The sequence below is a fragment of the Subtercola frigoramans genome, assembly GCF_016907385.1.
GTDB classification, from domain to species: Bacteria; Actinomycetota; Actinomycetes; order Actinomycetales; family Microbacteriaceae; genus Subtercola; species Subtercola frigoramans.
Window position 1 is genome coordinate 2,059,849 of record NZ_JAFBBU010000001.1, and the last position, 17,199, is coordinate 2,077,047.

Annotated in this window: 19 protein-coding genes and 1 pseudogene; 13 read left to right on the forward strand and 7 right to left on the reverse strand. The window is 63.6% G+C overall.

What is annotated here, in order from left to right:
- Positions 1–49 precede the first annotated feature (49 nt).
- Genes JOE66_RS09650 through lnt form a run of 7 tightly spaced genes read left to right on the forward strand, consistent with a single transcriptional unit; the run spans position 50 to position 7,667 of the window.
- Positions 50–1,093, forward strand: coding sequence for a helix-turn-helix transcriptional regulator (locus JOE66_RS09650; RefSeq protein ID WP_307827141.1), 1,044 nt, complete (start codon positions 50–52; stop codon positions 1,091–1,093).
- Positions 1,074–2,075 (forward strand): helix-turn-helix transcriptional regulator, encoded by a 1,002-nt coding sequence (locus JOE66_RS09655; RefSeq protein ID WP_307827142.1) that lies wholly within the window; start codon positions 1,074–1,076, stop codon positions 2,073–2,075. The genes JOE66_RS09650 and JOE66_RS09655 overlap by 20 nt, the downstream gene beginning before the upstream one ends.
- 34 nt (positions 2,076–2,109) lie before the next feature.
- Positions 2,110–2,457 (forward strand): hypothetical protein, encoded by a 348-nt coding sequence (locus tag JOE66_RS09660; RefSeq protein ID WP_205108919.1) that lies wholly within the window; start codon positions 2,110–2,112, stop codon positions 2,455–2,457.
- Positions 2,447–2,719 carry a Sec-independent protein translocase subunit TatA gene (gene tatA, locus JOE66_RS09665; RefSeq protein WP_205108922.1) on the forward strand — a complete coding sequence of 91 codons (273 nt, stop codon included), beginning with the start codon at positions 2,447–2,449 and terminating at the stop codon, positions 2,717–2,719. Before JOE66_RS09660 ends, tatA begins: the two co-directional genes overlap by 11 nt.
- A 20-nt stretch (positions 2,720–2,739) precedes the next feature.
- On the forward strand, positions 2,740–3,552 hold the full coding sequence (gene tatC / locus JOE66_RS09670) for a twin-arginine translocase subunit TatC (protein ID WP_307827144.1): 813 nt from the start codon (positions 2,740–2,742) through the stop codon (positions 3,550–3,552).
- Positions 3,552–6,026, forward strand: coding sequence for a DEAD/DEAH box helicase (locus JOE66_RS09675; protein ID WP_205108924.1), 2,475 nt, complete (start codon positions 3,552–3,554; stop codon positions 6,024–6,026). The genes tatC and JOE66_RS09675 overlap by 1 nt, the downstream gene beginning before the upstream one ends.
- 9 nt (positions 6,027–6,035) lie before the next feature.
- On the forward strand, positions 6,036–7,667 hold the full coding sequence (gene lnt, locus JOE66_RS09680; protein ID WP_205108926.1) for an apolipoprotein N-acyltransferase: 1,632 nt from the start codon (positions 6,036–6,038) through the stop codon (positions 7,665–7,667).
- Between the two features lie 71 nt (positions 7,668–7,738).
- Here lnt and JOE66_RS09685 read toward each other — a convergent pair whose 3' ends face one another.
- From JOE66_RS09685 to JOE66_RS09700, 4 genes are all read right to left on the reverse strand, one after another.
- On the reverse strand, positions 7,739–8,104 hold the full coding sequence (locus tag JOE66_RS09685) for an RNA polymerase-binding protein RbpA (RefSeq protein WP_205108933.1): 366 nt from the start codon (positions 8,102–8,104) through the stop codon (positions 7,739–7,741).
- Between the two features lie 122 nt (positions 8,105–8,226).
- Positions 8,227–9,015, reverse strand: a complete 789-nt coding sequence (locus JOE66_RS09690; protein ID WP_205108935.1) for a glycerophosphodiester phosphodiesterase family protein — start codon at positions 9,013–9,015, stop codon at positions 8,227–8,229.
- Positions 8,987–9,901 (reverse strand): SPFH domain-containing protein, encoded by a 915-nt coding sequence (locus JOE66_RS09695; RefSeq protein WP_205108938.1) that lies wholly within the window; start codon positions 9,899–9,901, stop codon positions 8,987–8,989. The genes JOE66_RS09690 and JOE66_RS09695 overlap by 29 nt, the downstream gene beginning before the upstream one ends.
- Positions 9,898–10,404 carry an NfeD family protein gene (locus JOE66_RS09700; protein WP_205108940.1) on the reverse strand — a complete coding sequence of 169 codons (507 nt, stop codon included), beginning with the start codon at positions 10,402–10,404 and terminating at the stop codon, positions 9,898–9,900. Before JOE66_RS09700 ends, JOE66_RS09695 begins: the two co-directional genes overlap by 4 nt.
- 120 nt (positions 10,405–10,524) lie before the next feature.
- Here JOE66_RS09700 and JOE66_RS09705 point away from each other — a divergent pair, with 120 nt between their 5' ends.
- Both JOE66_RS09705 and JOE66_RS09710 read left to right on the forward strand, forming a co-directional pair.
- Entirely contained in the window at positions 10,525–11,295 is a 771-nt protein-coding gene (locus JOE66_RS09705; protein WP_205108942.1) for an SDR family oxidoreductase, read from the forward strand.
- Between the two features lie 75 nt (positions 11,296–11,370).
- Complete coding sequence (locus tag JOE66_RS09710; protein ID WP_205108944.1) at positions 11,371–11,826, forward strand: NUDIX hydrolase; 456 nt, start codon at positions 11,371–11,373, stop codon at positions 11,824–11,826.
- An 87-nt stretch (positions 11,827–11,913) separates the two neighbouring features.
- On the opposite strand, the gene JOE66_RS09715 is transcribed toward JOE66_RS09710, so the two are convergent.
- Together JOE66_RS09715 and JOE66_RS09720 are read right to left on the reverse strand one after the other, a co-directional pair.
- Positions 11,914–12,501 (reverse strand): HdeD family acid-resistance protein, encoded by a 588-nt coding sequence (locus JOE66_RS09715; protein ID WP_205108946.1) that lies wholly within the window; start codon positions 12,499–12,501, stop codon positions 11,914–11,916.
- Between the two features lie 97 nt (positions 12,502–12,598).
- Complete coding sequence (locus JOE66_RS09720) at positions 12,599–12,877, reverse strand: GlsB/YeaQ/YmgE family stress response membrane protein (RefSeq protein WP_205108948.1); 279 nt, start codon at positions 12,875–12,877, stop codon at positions 12,599–12,601.
- Positions 12,878–13,023: 146 nt separating this feature from the next.
- Here JOE66_RS09720 and JOE66_RS09725 point away from each other — a divergent pair, with 146 nt between their 5' ends.
- The 4 genes and pseudogenes from JOE66_RS09725 to JOE66_RS09740 all read left to right on the forward strand — a co-directional run bounded on the left by JOE66_RS09725 (position 13,024) and on the right by JOE66_RS09740 (position 16,208).
- On the forward strand, positions 13,024–13,695 hold the full coding sequence (locus tag JOE66_RS09725; RefSeq protein ID WP_205108950.1) for a helix-turn-helix transcriptional regulator: 672 nt from the start codon (positions 13,024–13,026) through the stop codon (positions 13,693–13,695).
- A gap of 49 nt (positions 13,696–13,744) precedes the next feature.
- Positions 13,745–14,623 carry an Fpg/Nei family DNA glycosylase gene (locus JOE66_RS09730; RefSeq protein WP_205108951.1) on the forward strand — a complete coding sequence of 293 codons (879 nt, stop codon included), beginning with the start codon at positions 13,745–13,747 and terminating at the stop codon, positions 14,621–14,623.
- 269 nt (positions 14,624–14,892) lie between these two features.
- Positions 14,893–15,690, forward strand: a pseudogene (locus tag JOE66_RS09735) (Rossmann-fold NAD(P)-binding domain-containing protein); the annotation flags it as partial.
- Positions 15,691–15,707: 17 nt separating this feature from the next.
- The gene (locus JOE66_RS09740; RefSeq protein WP_205108954.1) at positions 15,708–16,208 is read left to right on the forward strand and encodes a hypothetical protein; all 501 of its coding nucleotides are present in this window, start codon (positions 15,708–15,710) and stop codon (positions 16,206–16,208) included.
- Positions 16,209–16,232: 24 nt separating this feature from the next.
- Here JOE66_RS09740 and JOE66_RS09745 read toward each other — a convergent pair whose 3' ends face one another.
- The gene (locus JOE66_RS09745) at positions 16,233–17,165 is read right to left on the reverse strand and encodes a LysR family transcriptional regulator (RefSeq protein ID WP_205108956.1); all 933 of its coding nucleotides are present in this window, start codon (positions 17,163–17,165) and stop codon (positions 16,233–16,235) included.
- Positions 17,166–17,199 lie beyond the last annotated feature (34 nt).

Genomic DNA, 17,199 nt, shown 5'->3' on the forward strand with positions numbered 1-17,199 from the left:
CAGGGCGCAATCGGCTGGCCCCGCGGATTCCCCCCTCTAAAATCAAGGTGTGGTCACAGAAAACGCAGGGGCGTCGCCCGTGCCCGTCGAAGAACGGCTCTTCAGCCTCGTTCTCGCGTTGCTGGCGTCCGAAGCCGGGCTGACCAAGAACGAGATCCTGTCGAGCGTGCAGGGGTACCGGCAGAAGTACGCCTTCGCGGGCGACAACTCCAGCCTCGAGCGGCAGTTCGAACGCGACAAGGACGACATCCGGGAACTCGGCGTGCCGTTGGAGACGATCGAACCGCTGGACGAGCCCGGCAGCAATCACAACCTGCGGTACCGGATTCCCAAGGGCGACTACGACCTGCCGGCCGACATCGTGTTCTCCCCAGAGGAGATCACGCTGCTCAATCTGGCCGCACTGGCCTGGCGTGAGGGGTCGCTCTCGCGCGAATCCCGGCACGCCCTGCTCAAACTGCGCTCGCTCGGTGTGGACTCCATCGAGCCTGTTCTCGGCTACGCGCCTCGGATCAGAACCCGTGAAGCCGCATTCGATCCGCTGACGGATGCCCTCGGCCGGCGTGTGCTGGTGCGCTTCGCGTACCTCAAACCCGGCGACCTCGCACCCCGCGAACGAACTGTCGCACCCCTGGCACTCGTTCAGCACCAGGGCCGGTGGCATGTGCAGGGAATCGACCAGGACGTCGTCGAACCGCGGACCTTCCTGCTCTCGCGCATTGTCGGGCCGGTCACGCGCACGCGAATTCCGTTCCACAGCGACGAGACGCACGCAGCCGAGTCGGCCCTCGAGCAACTCGACGCGATCTGGGAGGCCAACGTGGCAGTCGTGCGGGCCCGGGCCGACTCCGATGCAGAGACTCGTCTGATGAAGCGGCGGGGGAGCATCCGGGTATCACCGACGGAGCTGAGCCTGCACTTCACAGACCCGCACCTGCTCGCCGACGAACTCGCCGGATTCGGCCCCGAGGTCTTCGTCGTGTCACCACCCGAGCTCCAGCTGGCCGTGCGAAAGCGGCTGCAGCTCACCGTCGCAACCCACACGAGTGACAAACGAGAAGGAGGTGGCCATCGTGCAGAAGAAACCGTCTGACCCGACGTCGTTCGTGCACGCCCAGGACAAGCTCGCCTTCCTGCTTGCTCTCGTGCCATTCCTGCTCGATCATGAGCATGTCTCCGTCACCGACGTCGCGTCGCACTTCCAGGTCACCGAGGCCCAGGTACGGGAATCCGTTCGCCTGATCGCCGTTTCTGGAGTGCCGGGCGAGACCAGTCAGTACCAACACGGAGACCTGTTCGACATCGCCTGGGACGACTTCGAGCTTCACGACGAGATCCGCATCACCCACCGGGTTGCCCTCGACGATTCGCCGCGGTTCTCCGCGCGGGAGGCTGCCGCCCTCATCGCAGGACTGCAATATCTGCAGGCGCTCCCGGAGACGCTTGACAGCACCGTTCATTCATCGCTGATGGCGAAACTCTCCCGCGGCGCTTCCGAGACGCCGAGCCAGGTGGCGGTCGCCCGGTCGGAGGCCAATGAGACCCTGGGCGTCATCCAGTCGGCCGTCTCGGCCAGTCGCCAGATCGAGTTCGACTACGTGAACTCGCGCGGCGAACACGAACGCCGCCTCGTTGACCCACTGCGCATCGACTCGAACAATGAGGACTGGTACCTGCGGGGCTGGTGCCACACGAGGCAGGGTGTGCGTACCTTCCGCCTCGACCGGATGCTCGGCCTCACCCAGACCGAGATCCCGAACACCTATCGCCCGGGCGACCTGGCCCTGCCCGACACGCTTTTCGACGGCTCGGGGGAGACCCTCGGTGTGACTGTCGAGATCCACCCTGCTGCGGTCAGTCTGCTCGGTGAGTACCTCGCCGACGGCGAACCCCAGATCGAACAGGGTGCCCTGGTCAGGGCCATGGTGCGGGTCGCACACGTCCACGGGCTCAAACGGCTGGTGACCAGCTTGCCTGGCGTCGTGAGGATCGTGGATCCCCCGGAAGCGAGACAAGCGGTTCACGACTGGGCACAGGAGGCGCTGCACGCGTACGGCGACGATCTCATCGCCTGAGAAGGCACGCGGGCTGTACCTCTAAACTGAAGTCATGCCGTGGTTCATGTGGGTGATCATCTGGGTGCTCCTTGTGCTTGGACTCCTCGGCATGCTCACCTTCTTCGCCTTCCGGCTCTTCCGCAAGGCGATGATCACCCTGGGCGAACTCGAGAAACTCGGCGAACAGATCGCCCGCGTGCAAGATAACGTCGAACAGCTTTCGGCGCCCCCGAGCCAGAACGCTATTCTGGTGGGATACCCCGTCGTCTCGCGGCAGCGTGACACTCACAACCAGCTCAGGGACGACAAGAAGCAACTTCGGAGGCTGAAAGCCCTCGAGAGGGGTAAACTCCTCATACGAACCGATTACAGGAACAGGACGTGGCCCCATGCTCGCTAATCTCCAGGGATGGCACCTGATCGTCATTCTCGCAATCGTGCTCCTTCTCTTCGGTGCGCCGAAGCTTCCGGGCCTGGCACGCAGCGTCGGCCAATCCATGCGAATCTTCAAGAGTGAAGTCAAGACGATGAAAAGCGACGATCCTGCCGCTGCCGCCGACCCGGCAACGGCTGCGTCGACCATCGCCGACCCGGCGCCGGTTGCAACCCCCGTCAACGTGACGGCAGCGCCGGTCTCGACAGACGCAAAGCCCAACTCCTAGAAGACACCTTTCCCAGAGACGTGGCAATCGAGCCCAAGACTCGACAGAAGAAGGCCCCGAAAGACCGCGACGGCAGAATGTCGCTCGGCGCCCACCTCGTCGAGTTCCGCAAGCGCATGTTCCGGGCGCTGCTGGCCATCGCGGTCGGTGGTGTCCTCGGCTGGCTGATCTCCGACCAGATCCTGGTCGCCCTGAGCACGCCCGTCAGTGCCATCACCGACTCCCAGGGCCGGGCGGCTTCGCTCAACTTCACCGATGTCTCGCAGGCATTCGACCTCCGGCTGCAGATCGCCATCACCGTGGGCATCGTCGTGTCGTCACCGATCTGGCTCTACCAGCTCTGGGCGTTCCTGGTACCCGGGCTCACCCGCAAAGAGAAGCAGTACGCGGTGGGGTTCGTGCTCACGTCCGTACCGCTCTTCCTCGCGGGGTGCGCGGCCGGCTGGTACGTACTGCCCCACATGGTCTCCCTCCTGACCGGCTTTGCACCGCAGGGCACGACAAGCCTCATCAGTGCCGGGGACTACTACTCCTTTGTTCTGAAACTCGTGGTCGCCATCGGTGTCGCGTTCGTGCTGCCCGTGCTGCTGGTGTTGCTGAACTTCGCCGGCATCCTGAGTTCGAAAGCCATCCTGAAGTCGTGGCGCATCGCCATCCTGGTGATAATTCTCTTCTGTGCGATCGCCACGCCCTCCGCCGACGTGTTCTCGATGTTCCTGCTCGCCCTGCCGATGATCTTCCTGTTCTACAGCGCAGCCCTGATCGCCTGGATCCATGACCGCAGGGTGGCGAAACGCCAGCAGAAGTTCGACTCCGAACTGGTCGTGCCGTAGTGCCGGGAGCGCCGGTCACCGGTGCTTCCGGGCCGCAGACCCTCTCGCCAGCCGAGCGGTACGCTCTCAGCAAGGCAAAGGTCGCTGGCCCCCTCGTCGATGATTTCCGGCAGGGCCTGGGCTTCGACCTCGACCCCTTCCAGATCGAGTCGTGCCGGTTGCTCGAAGCCGGGAACAGCGTGCTCGTCGCTGCACCGACCGGCGCCGGTAAGACAATCGTCGCCGAATTCGCTGTCTTCATGGCGATGAAACAGCGATCGGCGAAGGTGTTCTACACGGCTCCGATCAAGGCGCTCAGCAACCAGAAGTTCCAGGAATTCGTCACCGAGTACGGGCCAGACGAAGTCGGCCTCCTGACCGGCGACACGAACATCAATCCGCAGGCGCGCATCGTGGTCATGACCACCGAGGTCCTTCGCAACATGCTCTACGCCGAGTCGGATCTGCTCACGAACCTCGCCTTCGTCGTGATGGACGAGGTGCACTACCTCGCCGACCGGTTTCGGGGCGCCGTCTGGGAAGAGGTGATCATCCACCTCCCTGCCTCTGTGCGTCTCGTCTCGCTGAGTGCGACCGTGTCGAATGCCGAGGAGTTCGGCGACTGGCTGCAGGCCGTGCGCGGTGATACCGAGGTGATCGTGTCTGAGGAGCGCCCGGTACCGCTGGACCAGCACATGCTCGTGCGCCACAAGCTGCTCGACCTGTTCGACGGCACAGGCGAAGCCACCTCGAGCAGGGTCAACCCCGAGCTGATGCGAATCGCACGGTCGACAGGCGCACCGCAGTCCCGCAACAGGAACGACCGTCGGGGTCGCAGCGGCAACTCCTCGCATCGCCCGCAGCACACCCAGGCACCCCGCATGGATCGCGCCGAGCTCACCGACCTGCTCGACGAACACAACCTCCTGCCGGCCATCTTCTTCATCTTCAGCCGCGTCGGGTGCGACCAGGCCGTGAAGCAGGTTCTCCGCGCGGGTGTCAGGCTCACGACCAACGACGAACGCGAAGATATCCGCCACATCGTCGACGAACGGTGCCGCACACTCCTCGATGAAGACCTGGCCGTGCTCGGCTACTGGGAATGGCTCGAGGGCCTCGAACGTGGCGTGGCCGCGCATCATGCCGGCCTGCTGCCCGCCTTCAAAGAGGTCGTCGAAGAACTCTTCCAGAAGAAGCTCGTGCGGGTGGTCTTCGCCACAGAGACGCTGGCGCTCGGCATCAACATGCCGGCGCGCACGGTGGTGCTCGAAAGCCTCGAGAAGTACAACGGTGAGGCCCGGGTGCCCATCACCCCGGGGGAGTACACCCAGCTCACCGGGCGGGCAGGGCGAAGAGGCATCGACGTCGAAGGCCATTCGGTCATCCAGTGGCGTGATGGCGTCGACCCCCAGGCCGTCGCGTCCCTCGCTTCGCGGCGCACCTACCCGCTCAACTCGAGCTTTCGGCCCACGTACAACATGGCCGTCAACCTCATCGACCAGTTCGGCCGGGCCCGTACGCGGGATTCGCTCGAACTGTCGTTCGCGCAGTTCCAGGCCGACCGAGCGGTGGTCGATCTGGCACACAAGGTCAGGCAACACGAAGAGTCTCTCGCCGGCTATGAGAAGTCGATGACCTGCCACCTGGGCGACTTCGCCGGGTACGCCGCACTCCGGCGGGAGCTCAGCGACGTCGAACGCTCGGGCGCGGGCAGGGCCGACACGCAGTCGAGGGCCGAACGCGACAGCCGCCAGAAGAAGATCACCGAGCTTCGCCGGCGAATGAAGTCACACCCTGTTTCGCACTGCCCCGACAGGGAGGGTCACGCCCGCTGGGCTGAACGCTGGTATCGCCTGAAGCGCGAAACAGACCAGCTCGTCGCCCAGATCAACAATCGAACCGGGGCCATCGCCAAGGTCTTCGACCGCATCTGCGAGGTGCTGCTGCAGCTGGAGTATGTGCAGGCGGACCCGCAGCGCGAACTCACCCTCACGCCGACCGGAAAGACGCTCAAGCGGATCTATGGCGAACGTGACCTGCTGGTGGCCGAGTGCATCCGCCGGGGTGTGTGGGCGAACCTCGACCCGGCGGGGCTTGCCGCGCTGGCGTGCTCGCTGATCTACGAACCGCGTCGCGACGAAAGCGACATGCCGGAGCGGTTTCTGCCGCGCGGGCCATTCCGGGGTGCGCTCGAGAAGACGCAGGAGCTGTGGGCCGATCTCCAGGAACTCGAAGCCCACCACCGACTGCCGGGCACGTCACCGATCTCTGTGGGCCTGGCCAAGCCCATGCACGAGTGGGCCAAGGGTGCCAGCCTCGACACCGTGCTCTTCGATGCCGACCTGGCCGCAGGAGACTTTGTACGATGGACAAAGCAGACCATCGATCTGCTCGATCAGCTGCAGAATCTTTCAGACGCCAAGGTCGCGACCACGGCGAGGCTGGCACTCGATCTGGTGAAGCGCGGCATCGTCGCGTACTCATCGGTAGCGTAAGGCGAATGGATGACCGCACCACCCCGTGACCGCACGGTTCAGCCGGGCATCCGTGCCTCTGCGTCGTTCCGCGGCCGCACGTCGGTCGGGCTCGACAGAACCGAGAGCATCGCCAGGCCGGTGTTGCCCCTCTGGCTGGCGTGCCTGACTGCGGTCGCTGGCGGAATCGCGCTGATGACCGGCTTTCCGAGCGCAGATGTGTGGCCCCTCACCCTGCTGGGCGCCGGCCTGATCCTGGTCAGCCTGGTCGGCCGCCGCTGGAACGGCGCCCTTCTGGTGGGGCTGATCGGCGGTCTGACCTTCTGGTGTGCCCACATCTCCTGGCTCACTCTGTACCTCGGGCCGGTGCCCTGGTTGGCACTGGCGATTCTCGAGTCGATCTTCTTCGCATTCGGTGCCGTTCTCATCGCGCTGGTCTACCGGTACGCCGGATTAGTGTGGCCGACACGGCTCGGCCGGCTCGGCATTGTTCCCCTCGTCATCTCCGGCCTCTGGACGGCCCGGGAGGCCATCACCGCCGTCGCCCCCGAGGGTGGCTTCAGCTGGGGGAGAGTCGCCTTCTCACAGTCGACCGGGCCTTTCGCACACCTCGTCGCCTACGTCGGGGTCTCTGGCCTCAGTTTCCTCCTGGTGTGGTTCGTGGCGTTCGTCATCCAGCTCGGCCGGGAAACCGGAGCACGGCCGCTTGCGCGAATCACGGTCGCCGTTGCGGCCGGTGCTGCGCTGCTGGTCATTCCGGCCTGGCCCGCACCGACCCAGGGCACGACCCGCATTGCGGCCGTCCAGGGAAACACGAAATCCGGTCTGCTCGACCGGGTGCAGGCTGGTGACAACCTCAACGCCCACATCACCGAGACCCTGACGCTCGAGAGACAGTTGCGCGAGAACCCTGTCGACATGGTGGTCTGGCCGGAGAATGCGTCTGACGTCGACCCGGAAGCCTCGCCCGTGGCCGCCCAGGACCTGGACTTCATCAGCAATTTCGTGAACGCCCCGCTCGTCGTGGGCACGATTGCCGAGCGGGAGGGCAAGTACTACAACACCTCGCTGCTCTGGGAGAACGGAGGGGTCGCCGATTTCTACGACAAGCGTCACCCTGTTCCGTTCGCCGAGTACATGCCGGCTAGGCCCCTCTTCCATGCCCTGGCGCCCGACCTCGTGGATATGGTGACGCGGGACTACCAGGTGGGCACGACCGATACCGTCATGAACGTGGGCGGCGTCATCGCCGGCATCTCGATCTGTTTCGACATCACCGACGACTCGGCTGTGCGCGCGATGGTCGACGATGGCGCGCAGGTGATCCTGGCCCAGACGAACAATGCGGACTTCGGCCAGACTGACGAGAACCTTCAGCAACTCGCCATCGCGCGCCTCCGTGCGATCGAGACGGGCCGCAGCGTGGTGAACATCTCCACCGTCGGTCACAGCGCGATCATCGCACCCGATGGTTCGACGATTGCGGCCCTGGCGCCCTACACGCCCGGAGCCATGATCGAGAATGTGCCGCTGTCGAACACCCTGACGCCGGCAAGCCTGTTCGGCAAGGGCGTCGAACTGCTCGTCGCCGGTCTCGGTCTGGCAGGCCTTGCCCTGGCTGTGGTCGCCGCCGCCCGTAACCGCCGATACACGAAGCGTTAACGACAGACGCGCCCAGCCGGTTCGGAGAACCGCGCAGGGCGCGTGAGTCGTTGTGAGTGGCTGAGCTGGGCTCAGGCACCGATCTTCTGTTGGCCACGACGTGCCCGAAGGTAGTCGAGGCGCTCTTGCAAGAGCTCTTCGAGTTCGTCGCGAGTGCGACGCTCGAGCAACATGTCCCAGTGGGAACGAGGAACTTTGGCCTCGGCACGGTCGAGAACGACCGGCTCAGAACCGACCATCAGGATGGCCTCGTTGCTGCAGAATTTGCATTCCCAGGTCTCAGGCGCTTCGGCGTCAGCCGAGAACACCATCTCCGTGTCTTTGCCGCACGTGCTGCAAAGATATGTGTGTGTCTGGCGCGGAGAGAAAACGACTCCCTCTTCACTCTGGAGGCTTTGGCCCCCGAGTCTCATTCCGCGCAAGCTGCGATCTGCCATTGTGTGGTCTCCTCCCGCTTCGCTTACCCCTGTATAAACCCCTCAGCTGAAAGATTCATTCGCAAAACTAACTATTGTCAGAACACTCCCAGAATGGGGGGTACCCGCGCCAGAGGGTTGACTTATTGCGCCAGACCTGCAGCGACACCGAGCCCGAGGTCGGCCCGGTCGGTGACGAGTCCGTCAACACCGAGCTGCAAGAGCTCACGCATGACACTCGGGTCGTTGACCGTCCATACGTGCATCTCGACACCTGCGGCATGGATGCTCGCCAGCACCTTCGGCGTCGTCACCCGCAGCCCGAGGGCTCGTTCTGGCACCTGCACGGCGTCGACGGCGCGCAGAACGTGCCGCACCATACTCGTGAGACCGGCCTTGCTTGCAAGCAGCGCGAGTACAAAGCCGCGAGCCGACGCCGACGTCGCCACCCCAGGGAGTCGCCGCACGGCTGCGCGCCGCCGTTTCTCAGAGAATGAGGTGATCAGAACTCTGTCGACTGCACCCGTCGCCTTCACCGCACGGACGGTGGGCCCGACTGCTGCCAGCGCCTTGATGTCGATGTTGAATCGCGTGAGAGGGAGGGCCTCGAGTACGTCGCCGAGAGTCTGGAACCCGGCACCGTCACCGAGGTCGAGAGACCGGAGGTACGCTGCGCTCAGTCCTGCGATGTGGTCGTCCCGGCCGAGCAGGCGCGTCAGGGTCGGATCGTGCGCAACGATCGCCTCGCCGTCGCGGGAAGCATGCACGTCGAGTTCGACATAGTCGGCACCAGCATCCACCGCCGCGCGAAACGCCGAAAGGGTGTTCTCGGGCTGGTCGAGAGCGAGGCCGCGGTGGGCCAGAATACGGGGGAGTGGGGGAGCGAAGTACGCCCCCTGCTGCCTACTCCGTCGGCTTCTTCGTGGTACCACGGTCGCCGAATGCCGTTCCGATTCCCTTGAGCGCCGCTGTCAACTCGCTCGGAATGACCCAGAGCTTGTTCGCACTGCCCTCAGCGATCTTCGGGAGCGTCTGCAGGTATTGGTAGGCGAGGAGCTTCGGATCGGGGTCGCCGCGGTGGATGGCCTCGAAGACGGTGGTGATCGCCTCAGCTTCGCCCTGCGCGCGCAGGACCTGGGCCTTGGCGTCACCCTCCGCAGAGAGGATGGCCGACTGGCGGTGGCCCTCGGCCTGCAGAATGGCCGACTGCTTCGTGCCCTCTGCAGTGAGGATGACGGCGCGGCGCTCACGCTCAGCGCGCATCTGCTTCTCCATCGAATCCTGGATCGATGCGGGCGGGTCGATCGCCTTGAGCTCGACGCGGCCGACCCGGATTCCCCATTTGCCCGTGGCTTCGTCGAGCACGATGCGCAACTTGCTGTTGATCTCGTCACGGCTGGTGAGAGCCTGTTCGAGATTGAGCCCACCGACGACGTTTCGAAGTGTAGTGGTGGCGAGCTGTTCGACGGCCCCGAGGTAGTTCGCGATCTCGTAGGTGGCCGCCCGGGCATCCGTCACCTGAAAGAATACGACCGTGTCGATCGAGACGACGAGGTTGTCTTCGGTGATCACGGGTTGCGGCGGGAACGAGACGACCTGTTCGCGCAGGTCGATCAGCGGGCGCAACCGGTCGATGAACGGTACGAGCAGGTTCAGCCCGGGCATCAGGGTCTTGTGGTACTTGCCGAGCCGCTCGACGACGCCGGCACTCGCCTGGGGAATGATGCGGATCGCCTTGGCCAGGATCACGATCACGAAGATCACGATCACCAGCACGATGGCCAGGGCGACGATCTGGCCTATGGAGGTGTCGGTCATGATGTGTGCCTTTCTGACGGGAGAGAGCCTGTGGCGGGTGGGGCCGGTTCTGGTTCGACCAGCGCCGTCGCCCCTTCGATCGCTTTCACGAAGACGGGTTCGCCCGGAAGCAACTTCTGTTCGAGTGCGCTGGGGAACACCCGGGCTGTCCACGTCTCACCGTTGCTCAGCTTGACGCTTCCGGTGGTGGTGGTGACAGGCGAGACGACGCGACCCTCCAGCCCGAGCAGCGCCTCGACGTTGCTCTTGGCCGGGTCGCTGCCACGCCGGAGACGTTTCAAGAGGGGCGGGCGAAGAGTGAAGATCAACAGCAGCGCGATCGCGCCGACGATCGGTATCTGAAGGAGGAACGGCAGGCCGGCGAAGTGTGCGACCACCCCACCGAGACTGCCGATCGCCAGCATGAGAAAGATGAGGTCGAGGCTCAGTGTCTCTATGACGAGAAAGACCAGAATGAGCGCGAGCCAGATGAGCCACGCATACGACGCAAGGAATTCAGTCATGAGGCACTCCTTCAGCGGTGTTCCTCTTACGAAACTATCAGGAGTATCCGGAGCGCGACGAAAGTCACAGCCGATGCCTTGGTAGTCTCTTTGCCGTACAGACCCAGAAGGAGAACACCCGTGTCAAACCCCCTCGCCCCCGGCTCGCTCATCGGAAAACGTGTTCTGGTCACCGGCTCGTCGCGAGGTGTCGGCGCCGACACGGTCGCCTACTTCGCTGAGGCGGGCGCAAGCGTGGTCATCAACTTCCGCAACAAGGAGGCCCGGGCGGTGAAACTCGCCGACAAGCTCGCGGCAGGCGGCGCAACGGCGATCACGGTCGGCGCCGACCTGACCGATGCCGGTTCGGTCGCGAAGATGTTCGAGACGGTGCGCGAGGAGTTCGGCGGGCTCGACATTCTCGTACTGAATGCCTCCGGAGGCATGGAGAGCGGTATGGCCGCCGACTACGCCCTCACCCTCAACCGCGACGCCCAGGTCGACCTACTGACGGCGGCCCTGCCGCTGATGCAGCCGGGTTCGCGCGTCGTGTTCGTCACGAGCCACCAGGCGCACTTCATCCGCACGACCGCGACCATGCCCGAGTACGAGCCGGTCGCACTCAGCAAACGAGCAGGCGAAGACGCCCTCCGGGCTATGATCCCGCAGCTCGACGAGGCCGGCATCTCCTTCGTCACTGTTTCGGGCGACATGATCGAAGGAACTATCACGGCAACGCTGCTCGAGCGGGCGAACCCCGGTGCGATCAGCGCCCGCAAGGAGTCGGCGGGCAGGCTCTACAACGTCGCCGAATTCGCTGCCGAGGTCGCTGCGGCAGCCGTCGAGCCGATCCCGGCCGACCACACACGCTACGTCGGTGACGTGAGCGGCTTCGCCCCCGAGAAGGTCTGACATTGGTGGGGAGTGGTCACTCGGCTCCCGGGTCCCCGGTCCACGCCGCTCGATGACCTGGCAGGAGGCAGTTCTATGACCTATGACTTCACCAAATCCCGAGTGCTGCTCTTCGACCAGGATGACCGAGTGCTGTTGTTTCTGACGAGGGCTCCCGTCTCGACCAACCCCACCCGCTGGGTGACACCGGGCGGGCACGTGGAACCGGGGGAGTCGCACCTCGAAGCTGCCGTTCGGGAGCTCTTCGAGGAGACGGGCCTCCAGGTGGCCGAACACGAACTGGGCACACCCATCCTCGCTCGCGAATTCAGCGACGAGCGTGCGCCCGCCGTCTTCAAGACCAACTACGAGGAGTGGTTCACGCTTCGCACAACACGATTCACCGTGTCCAATGCGAACTGGACGCCGGAGGAGAACGTCGACATGGAAGCGAGCAGGTGGTGGGCCGTGGGGGAGATCGAGGAGTCGGGCGACCTGTTCGAACCCGACAACCTCGTGGCGATCATCCATGACCAACTCGGCAGTCGCTGAGCTGGGTGCGCGCAAACGGCCCTGAAGAAGAGTTTTCAGGGCCGTTTGCGCGCACCTGACGGCGCTCTGTGCTGAGAACGCCGGCGCTTAGATTCCCTTTGCAGCCTTGCCCAGCGTGATCGCCGAGATTGCCTGGAAGACACCGAGAACGATGAGGGTCCACGCGGCGAAGACCGTGAGCACCGCGAGCGACCAGATCGGCACGAAGATGAAGATAATGCCGGCAACGATCGACAGGATGCCCAGCACGATGCCGAACGCCTTCGATCGGTCATTCGAGACCTGGGTCAGGGCGATGATGCCCTCGGTGATCCACGAGATGCCGATCAGCAGCGCGAGTACGACGAGCGAGGCGAGCGGGTTCTTCAGCGCGAAGACGCCGGCGACCAGCAGGAAAACGCCGAGAATGATGCTGAGCACCCGGATGCCCGTAGAGAGGTCTTTGTTCACGATACCGACGACCACCCGAACCAGGCCCACGATGAAGAAGTAGAGCCCGAAGAAGAACGCCACGACCTCGAGGGTGGACTGCGGCCAGATCAGGACGACGATGCCGATGACGACCGAGAGCACGGCGCCGATCCAGAGCGCGATCTTGTAGAACGTCACGGCCTGGGCGGTGAGGTCTTCGGTGTGGAAGGAATAGGTGGTGGTGCTACCTGATGGCGTTGACACGGGGTCCCCTTAAGACGAGCGAATGCTCACGAGCGATAATGTGCTCACAATCTAGCGGACCCCGTGCCTTGGCTGCAGGACATTACGCCCCGGTAATTCAGCGGCGCACGGCACTGCGTCCGGCGAAACGAGTCCAGATGAAGAGCACGATGATGGCGCCGATGATCGATCCGATGATCCCGGCAGGCTGGAAGAAGCCATCCATCGGGTCGTGCTGGAAGATCAGAAAGCCGAGGAACCCGCCCACGAACGATCCGAGGATGCCGAGGAGGATGGTCATCGGAATCGAGATGTTCTGTCGCCCAGGGATGACGAGCCGCGCGATGACGCCGGCGATGAGACCGATGACGATGAGGCTGATGATGAGACCGATCATGAGGAGTGTCCTTTGATGGTGCACGGAAGTGTGCGGTGATGCCGCATCGATTTGTGCGGCATACCTAGAACATCAGGTGGCGGGGGAGGGGCGAACCACCCCTAGGGGTGGAATTTCTCACCCGCCGATGGTGTAATTTCGGCATCATGGCAGTTACGACAGCGGCAGGCCCCCTCACAGTTGCTCTGGTCGACGACTACGACATCGTGCTCACCGGATTGGCTCACATGTTCGATCACTACCGCGATCGCATAGTCGTAGCTGAGATCGATGCCAACGCTCCCTTGTCTGACAGCGTGGACATCGTGTTGTACGACTCGTTCGCCCAGCCGGAGTCGGATCATCACGAAATCGGCGAACTCGTCAAGAACGTGAAGGCGCGGAAAGTCGTTGTCTACACCTGGAACTTCCACCCCGAACTCGTCGAGAGCGCCCAGAAGCAGGGGGTACACGGGTATCTCTCCAAGGCACTGCCGGCGCGCGAGCTTGTGGCGGCACTCGAAGCAGTCCATTCCGGTTCGACCGTGGTGAGCCCGGTCACTGGGCGTTCGGCGAGTTCGCCCGGTCTCGACTGGCCCGGCCGGCGGGAAGGATTCACTGACCGCGAATCAGAGATTCTCGCCCTCATCACCCAGGGGAAGAACAATGCAGAGGTGGCCACGTTGACGTATCTCAGCCCGAACACAGTGAAGTCGTACATCCGGAGCATCTACCGCAAGATCGGTGCCGGGAGTCGAACGCAGGCCGTGTTGTGGGGCGTAGCCAACGGGTTCACGCCGGATCATCACCGCATCGACCACTGGCTGGGCGGCCCCTGACCGTCGCAACCACGGGACAAGACGGTACCTCCAGGGGCACAATAGGGGAGTGCCCGAATTGCCTGAAGTCACGGCCCTCGTTTCCGACCTCGGTTCGAGGTTGATCGGTCGTGTCGTCGACAGGGTCGACATCGTTTCGTTCGCCGCACTCAAGACGTTCGACCCGCCTGTTTCAGCGCTGGCTGGAGGCAGGGTAATCCGTGTCTCGCGGCACGGAAAGTTCCTCGATTTTCAGGTGTCGCCGCTGGGGGAGCAGGGCAGCCTGCATCTCGTGATGCATCTCGCACGCGCAGGCTGGATCAGGTGGCGCGACACCGAACCGATTCTCAGGGGCCGACCAGGCAAGACTGCCCTGGCTGCCCGCCTGGTGCTCAGCGACGGCTCAGGCCTCGACATCACCGAGGCCGGCACGAAGAAGAGCCTCGCGATCTACGTCGTGCGAGACGCGAGCGAGGTGCCGGGCATCCATCGACTGGGGCCTGACCCGCTCGACGCAGGATTCACCGAAGAGGCGTTCGCGCAGATACTGAGTGCTCAGGGTCGGTCGCAGATCAAAGGGGTGCTTCGTAATCAGTCGATCATCGCCGGCATCGGGAATGCCTACTCTGACGAGATACTGCATTCGGCGCGAATGTCGCCATTCAAGCCCGCGAACATGGCGGCTGACGACGTCACCGAACTTTATTCAGCAATGCAGTCGACGCTACGCACGGCGATCGAGCGGGCGGACGGCCTCGCGGCCTCTGAGCTGAAACGGGAGAAGAAGTCAGGGCTGCAGGTTCACGGGCGCGCAGGCCAGACCTGCCCGGTCTGCGGCGACACGGTACGCCAGGTGATCTTCGCCGACTCGACGCTCGAGTACTGCCCGAGCTGCCAGACCGGCGGCAGGCTGCTCGCCGACCGCGTGCTGTCGCGCCTGCTCAAGTAGTAGAGGCTCGTCCCCTTATGGACCACAAGCGGAGACAGGAACGGCCTGCTCTCGGGCAGCAGCCCTCCCGTTGCTTTTTCTCGAGCATATTCCTAACCATCAATTAGGTTGACTTAAATGCACAAAAAAAGTAAGTAGACATCATCCAATCTCGGGAGCAGACTACAACATCAGAGGACGTGAAAGCGCGGAGAGGTAGTCGTTGCGTGGCCTGAGCCGAACGGGCGGGAACCTTCTCACGCACGGGCGGTGACGTCAGGTTCGACTGGCGCGACAGCACGACCTATCGCGCTGCTTTGCACGGCGTCGACGGCGTCTTCATTGTTGGTCCTGGTTCTGCAACGGATTGGTCTTCGAGCTTGTCAGAGCTTCTCGCGATAGCTGAAGAAGAGTCAGTCGAGAAGGCGGTGCTTCTGTCGGCACGCGGCGTGGAATTCCTCACAGACGGCGCGGTTGCGCGTGCTGAGCAAGCGCTTCGGGCCGGTCTTGTTCCGTGGACGATTCTCCGACCGTCACATTTCGCGCAGAACTTCACCGAAGCCATGTTCGCACCGATCGACGGCTACGTTCATGCACCTGTCGGGGCAGGGGCGGAACCTTTCGTGGACATCGAAGATCTCGCAGAGGTCGCTGCCTTCGTTCTGACGCATGCCGGGTGGGGACGCGAGGTTGTCGACATCTCTGGGCTGGCCGCTCCCACCTTCGTGGAGGCCGTACAGATGCTCAGCGACTCAGCCGGAGAGCGTTACGAATATGTCAGCGATGCACCGGAGCAACATGCCGAGCGCCTCCGCTCAGACGGCACACCAGAAGGATACATCACCTGGCGAATGGCGATGCTTGGAGGCATTCGCCGCGGCGACGACGCGTATCTCAGCACCGGTGTTGCCCGGGTACTCGGCCGCCCTGCGACGACCTTCCAGGACTGGCTGGTGCGCGAGCACACTCCACGGTTCGCTCCACCGGAAGAGATCGCTCAAATCATCGGAAGGCTCGTATCCGACGCCGCCGCCTCCATTGTTGGCGACGATATCGTCGTCGACGGCGGAACCGTGCCCGCCATCTGATTCCGGATCCGTATCCGTTGCTCGACACCTGGCACGAAGGCACCGCCGTCGATGTCCTCTCCACGCACATGGACCCGCCCACCGCGAGTCCACTCTTCGGCGACCATGTCCCCTTGAACGCACTTGGCGAAGACGGACGGAACGCGTTTCTCTCCATCGCGGGCCAGCCAGAAGGAGCCAACCTCACGATCATCGAATTGCGTCAGCTCGGCGGTGCTTTTGCAGAACCAGGGCCCGCGGGTGGAGCCGTTGACCATCTCGACGCACAGTTCGGTTGTTTCGGCGTAGGCATTCTGCTGGGCGGCAACCCCGAAGCAGTAGTCAGAGAGCAGCTCGACGCGCTCCGGCTCGCCCTGCGACCGTGGACGAACGAATTCACCATACCGAGCTTTGTTGAACGATTCGGCGCTCCTGAGAAATCCTTCGGGCCGGCCACAGCAGCCCGCGTCGAGATGACCCGCAGGCGCATCGACCCATCTGGCATATTCGCCGGCGACGTTTCGACAGCAGTCGTCTAGCGCGAAGATGGCCGCCGGCATTCGTTACCGGCGGCCTGTTCCGGTCGCTGGCAACTGGGACTTCGCGGCATCCGCTATCAGTTCCTGAATGTGAACCAGACCAGCATCGGACGCCGAACTTCGCCGAGTCACCAACAAGAGCTTTCGGTAGACGGGCACTTCCAAGTCGATCATGATGACGCCCTCTGGCACAAAGCGTGCCCCGAGCTCAGGAATGAGCGCTACCCCCATTCCTGCCTGGACCAACGCGAGCTGAACCTGAAAATCGGTTGCTTCAGCAACAGCCCGTATCTCGAAACCAGCGAGGTCAGTGGCGCGGCGGACCATGTCATGGCAGGTCCATTCTCGTGACGGAACAATCCAGTCGTGCCCAGAGAATGCGCCCAGATCAACAGGCCGATCAGTGGGCCCTGGCCATTCGCTCACGCTGATTGCCAGGCGCACCGTCTCCGTGCCGATGCTCTGAATCGTCAGTCCTGGGCCGGAAACAGGCGGCATGTTCGAGTACGAGTGAGCGATAGCGAGCTCGACCTCGCCCGCTGTCAGGGCGGGAATGGAAGCAGATGGTTCCATTTCGATCAACCGAAGCTCGACACTGCGGTCACCTGCTTGGTTGAGTGCCTTCCAAGCAGTCGGGATGATCGTGCGGGCAGCGGTTGGGAATGCACCGACCCGGTACGTTCCCGCCGCGCCGTCGCGAAGCGCAGCCGCCTCCATCTCGGCGACAGACAACGCATCCACGATGCTGCTGCCGTGCTTGGCAAGAAGGTGCCCTGCCGGAGTCACCACAACCCGACGCCCTTGTTTCTCCATGAGCTTCACCCCCAGCTCCCGCTCCAGCGCGGCCAGCTGCATCGAAATGCCGGGGGGAGTCAGGTTCAGTTCGCGAGCGACGGCCGCGATCGTGCCCAACCGGTCGAGTTCGGCGAGCATGTTGAGCTTGCGAATGTCTAACACAAACCTAGGTTTACTATTTTGCGAAGAAAAAGTA

Bases quoted from the DNA above. Each gene is read 5' to 3' on its own strand.
- JOE66_RS09660 (WP_205108919.1), top strand. From the start codon at position 2,110: ATGCCGTGGTTCATGTGGGTGATCATCTGGGTGCTCCTTGTGCTTGGA.
- tatA (WP_205108922.1), top strand. From the start codon at position 2,447: ATGCTCGCTAATCTCCAGGGATGGCACCTGATCGTCATTCTCGCAATC.
- lnt (WP_205108926.1), top strand. From the start codon at position 6,036: ATGACCGCACCACCCCGTGACCGCACGGTTCAGCCGGGCATCCGTGCC.
- JOE66_RS09685 (WP_205108933.1), bottom strand. From the start codon at position 8,104: ATGGCAGATCGCAGCTTGCGCGGAATGAGACTCGGGGGCCAAAGCCTC.
- JOE66_RS09695 (WP_205108938.1), bottom strand. From the start codon at position 9,901: ATGACCGACACCTCCATAGGCCAGATCGTCGCCCTGGCCATCGTGCTG.
- JOE66_RS09700 (WP_205108940.1), bottom strand. From the start codon at position 10,404: ATGACTGAATTCCTTGCGTCGTATGCGTGGCTCATCTGGCTCGCGCTC.
- JOE66_RS09710 (WP_205108944.1), top strand. From the start codon at position 11,371: ATGACCTATGACTTCACCAAATCCCGAGTGCTGCTCTTCGACCAGGAT.
- JOE66_RS09720 (WP_205108948.1), bottom strand. From the start codon at position 12,877: ATGATCGGTCTCATCATCAGCCTCATCGTCATCGGTCTCATCGCCGGC.
- JOE66_RS09725 (WP_205108950.1), top strand. From the start codon at position 13,024: ATGGCAGTTACGACAGCGGCAGGCCCCCTCACAGTTGCTCTGGTCGAC.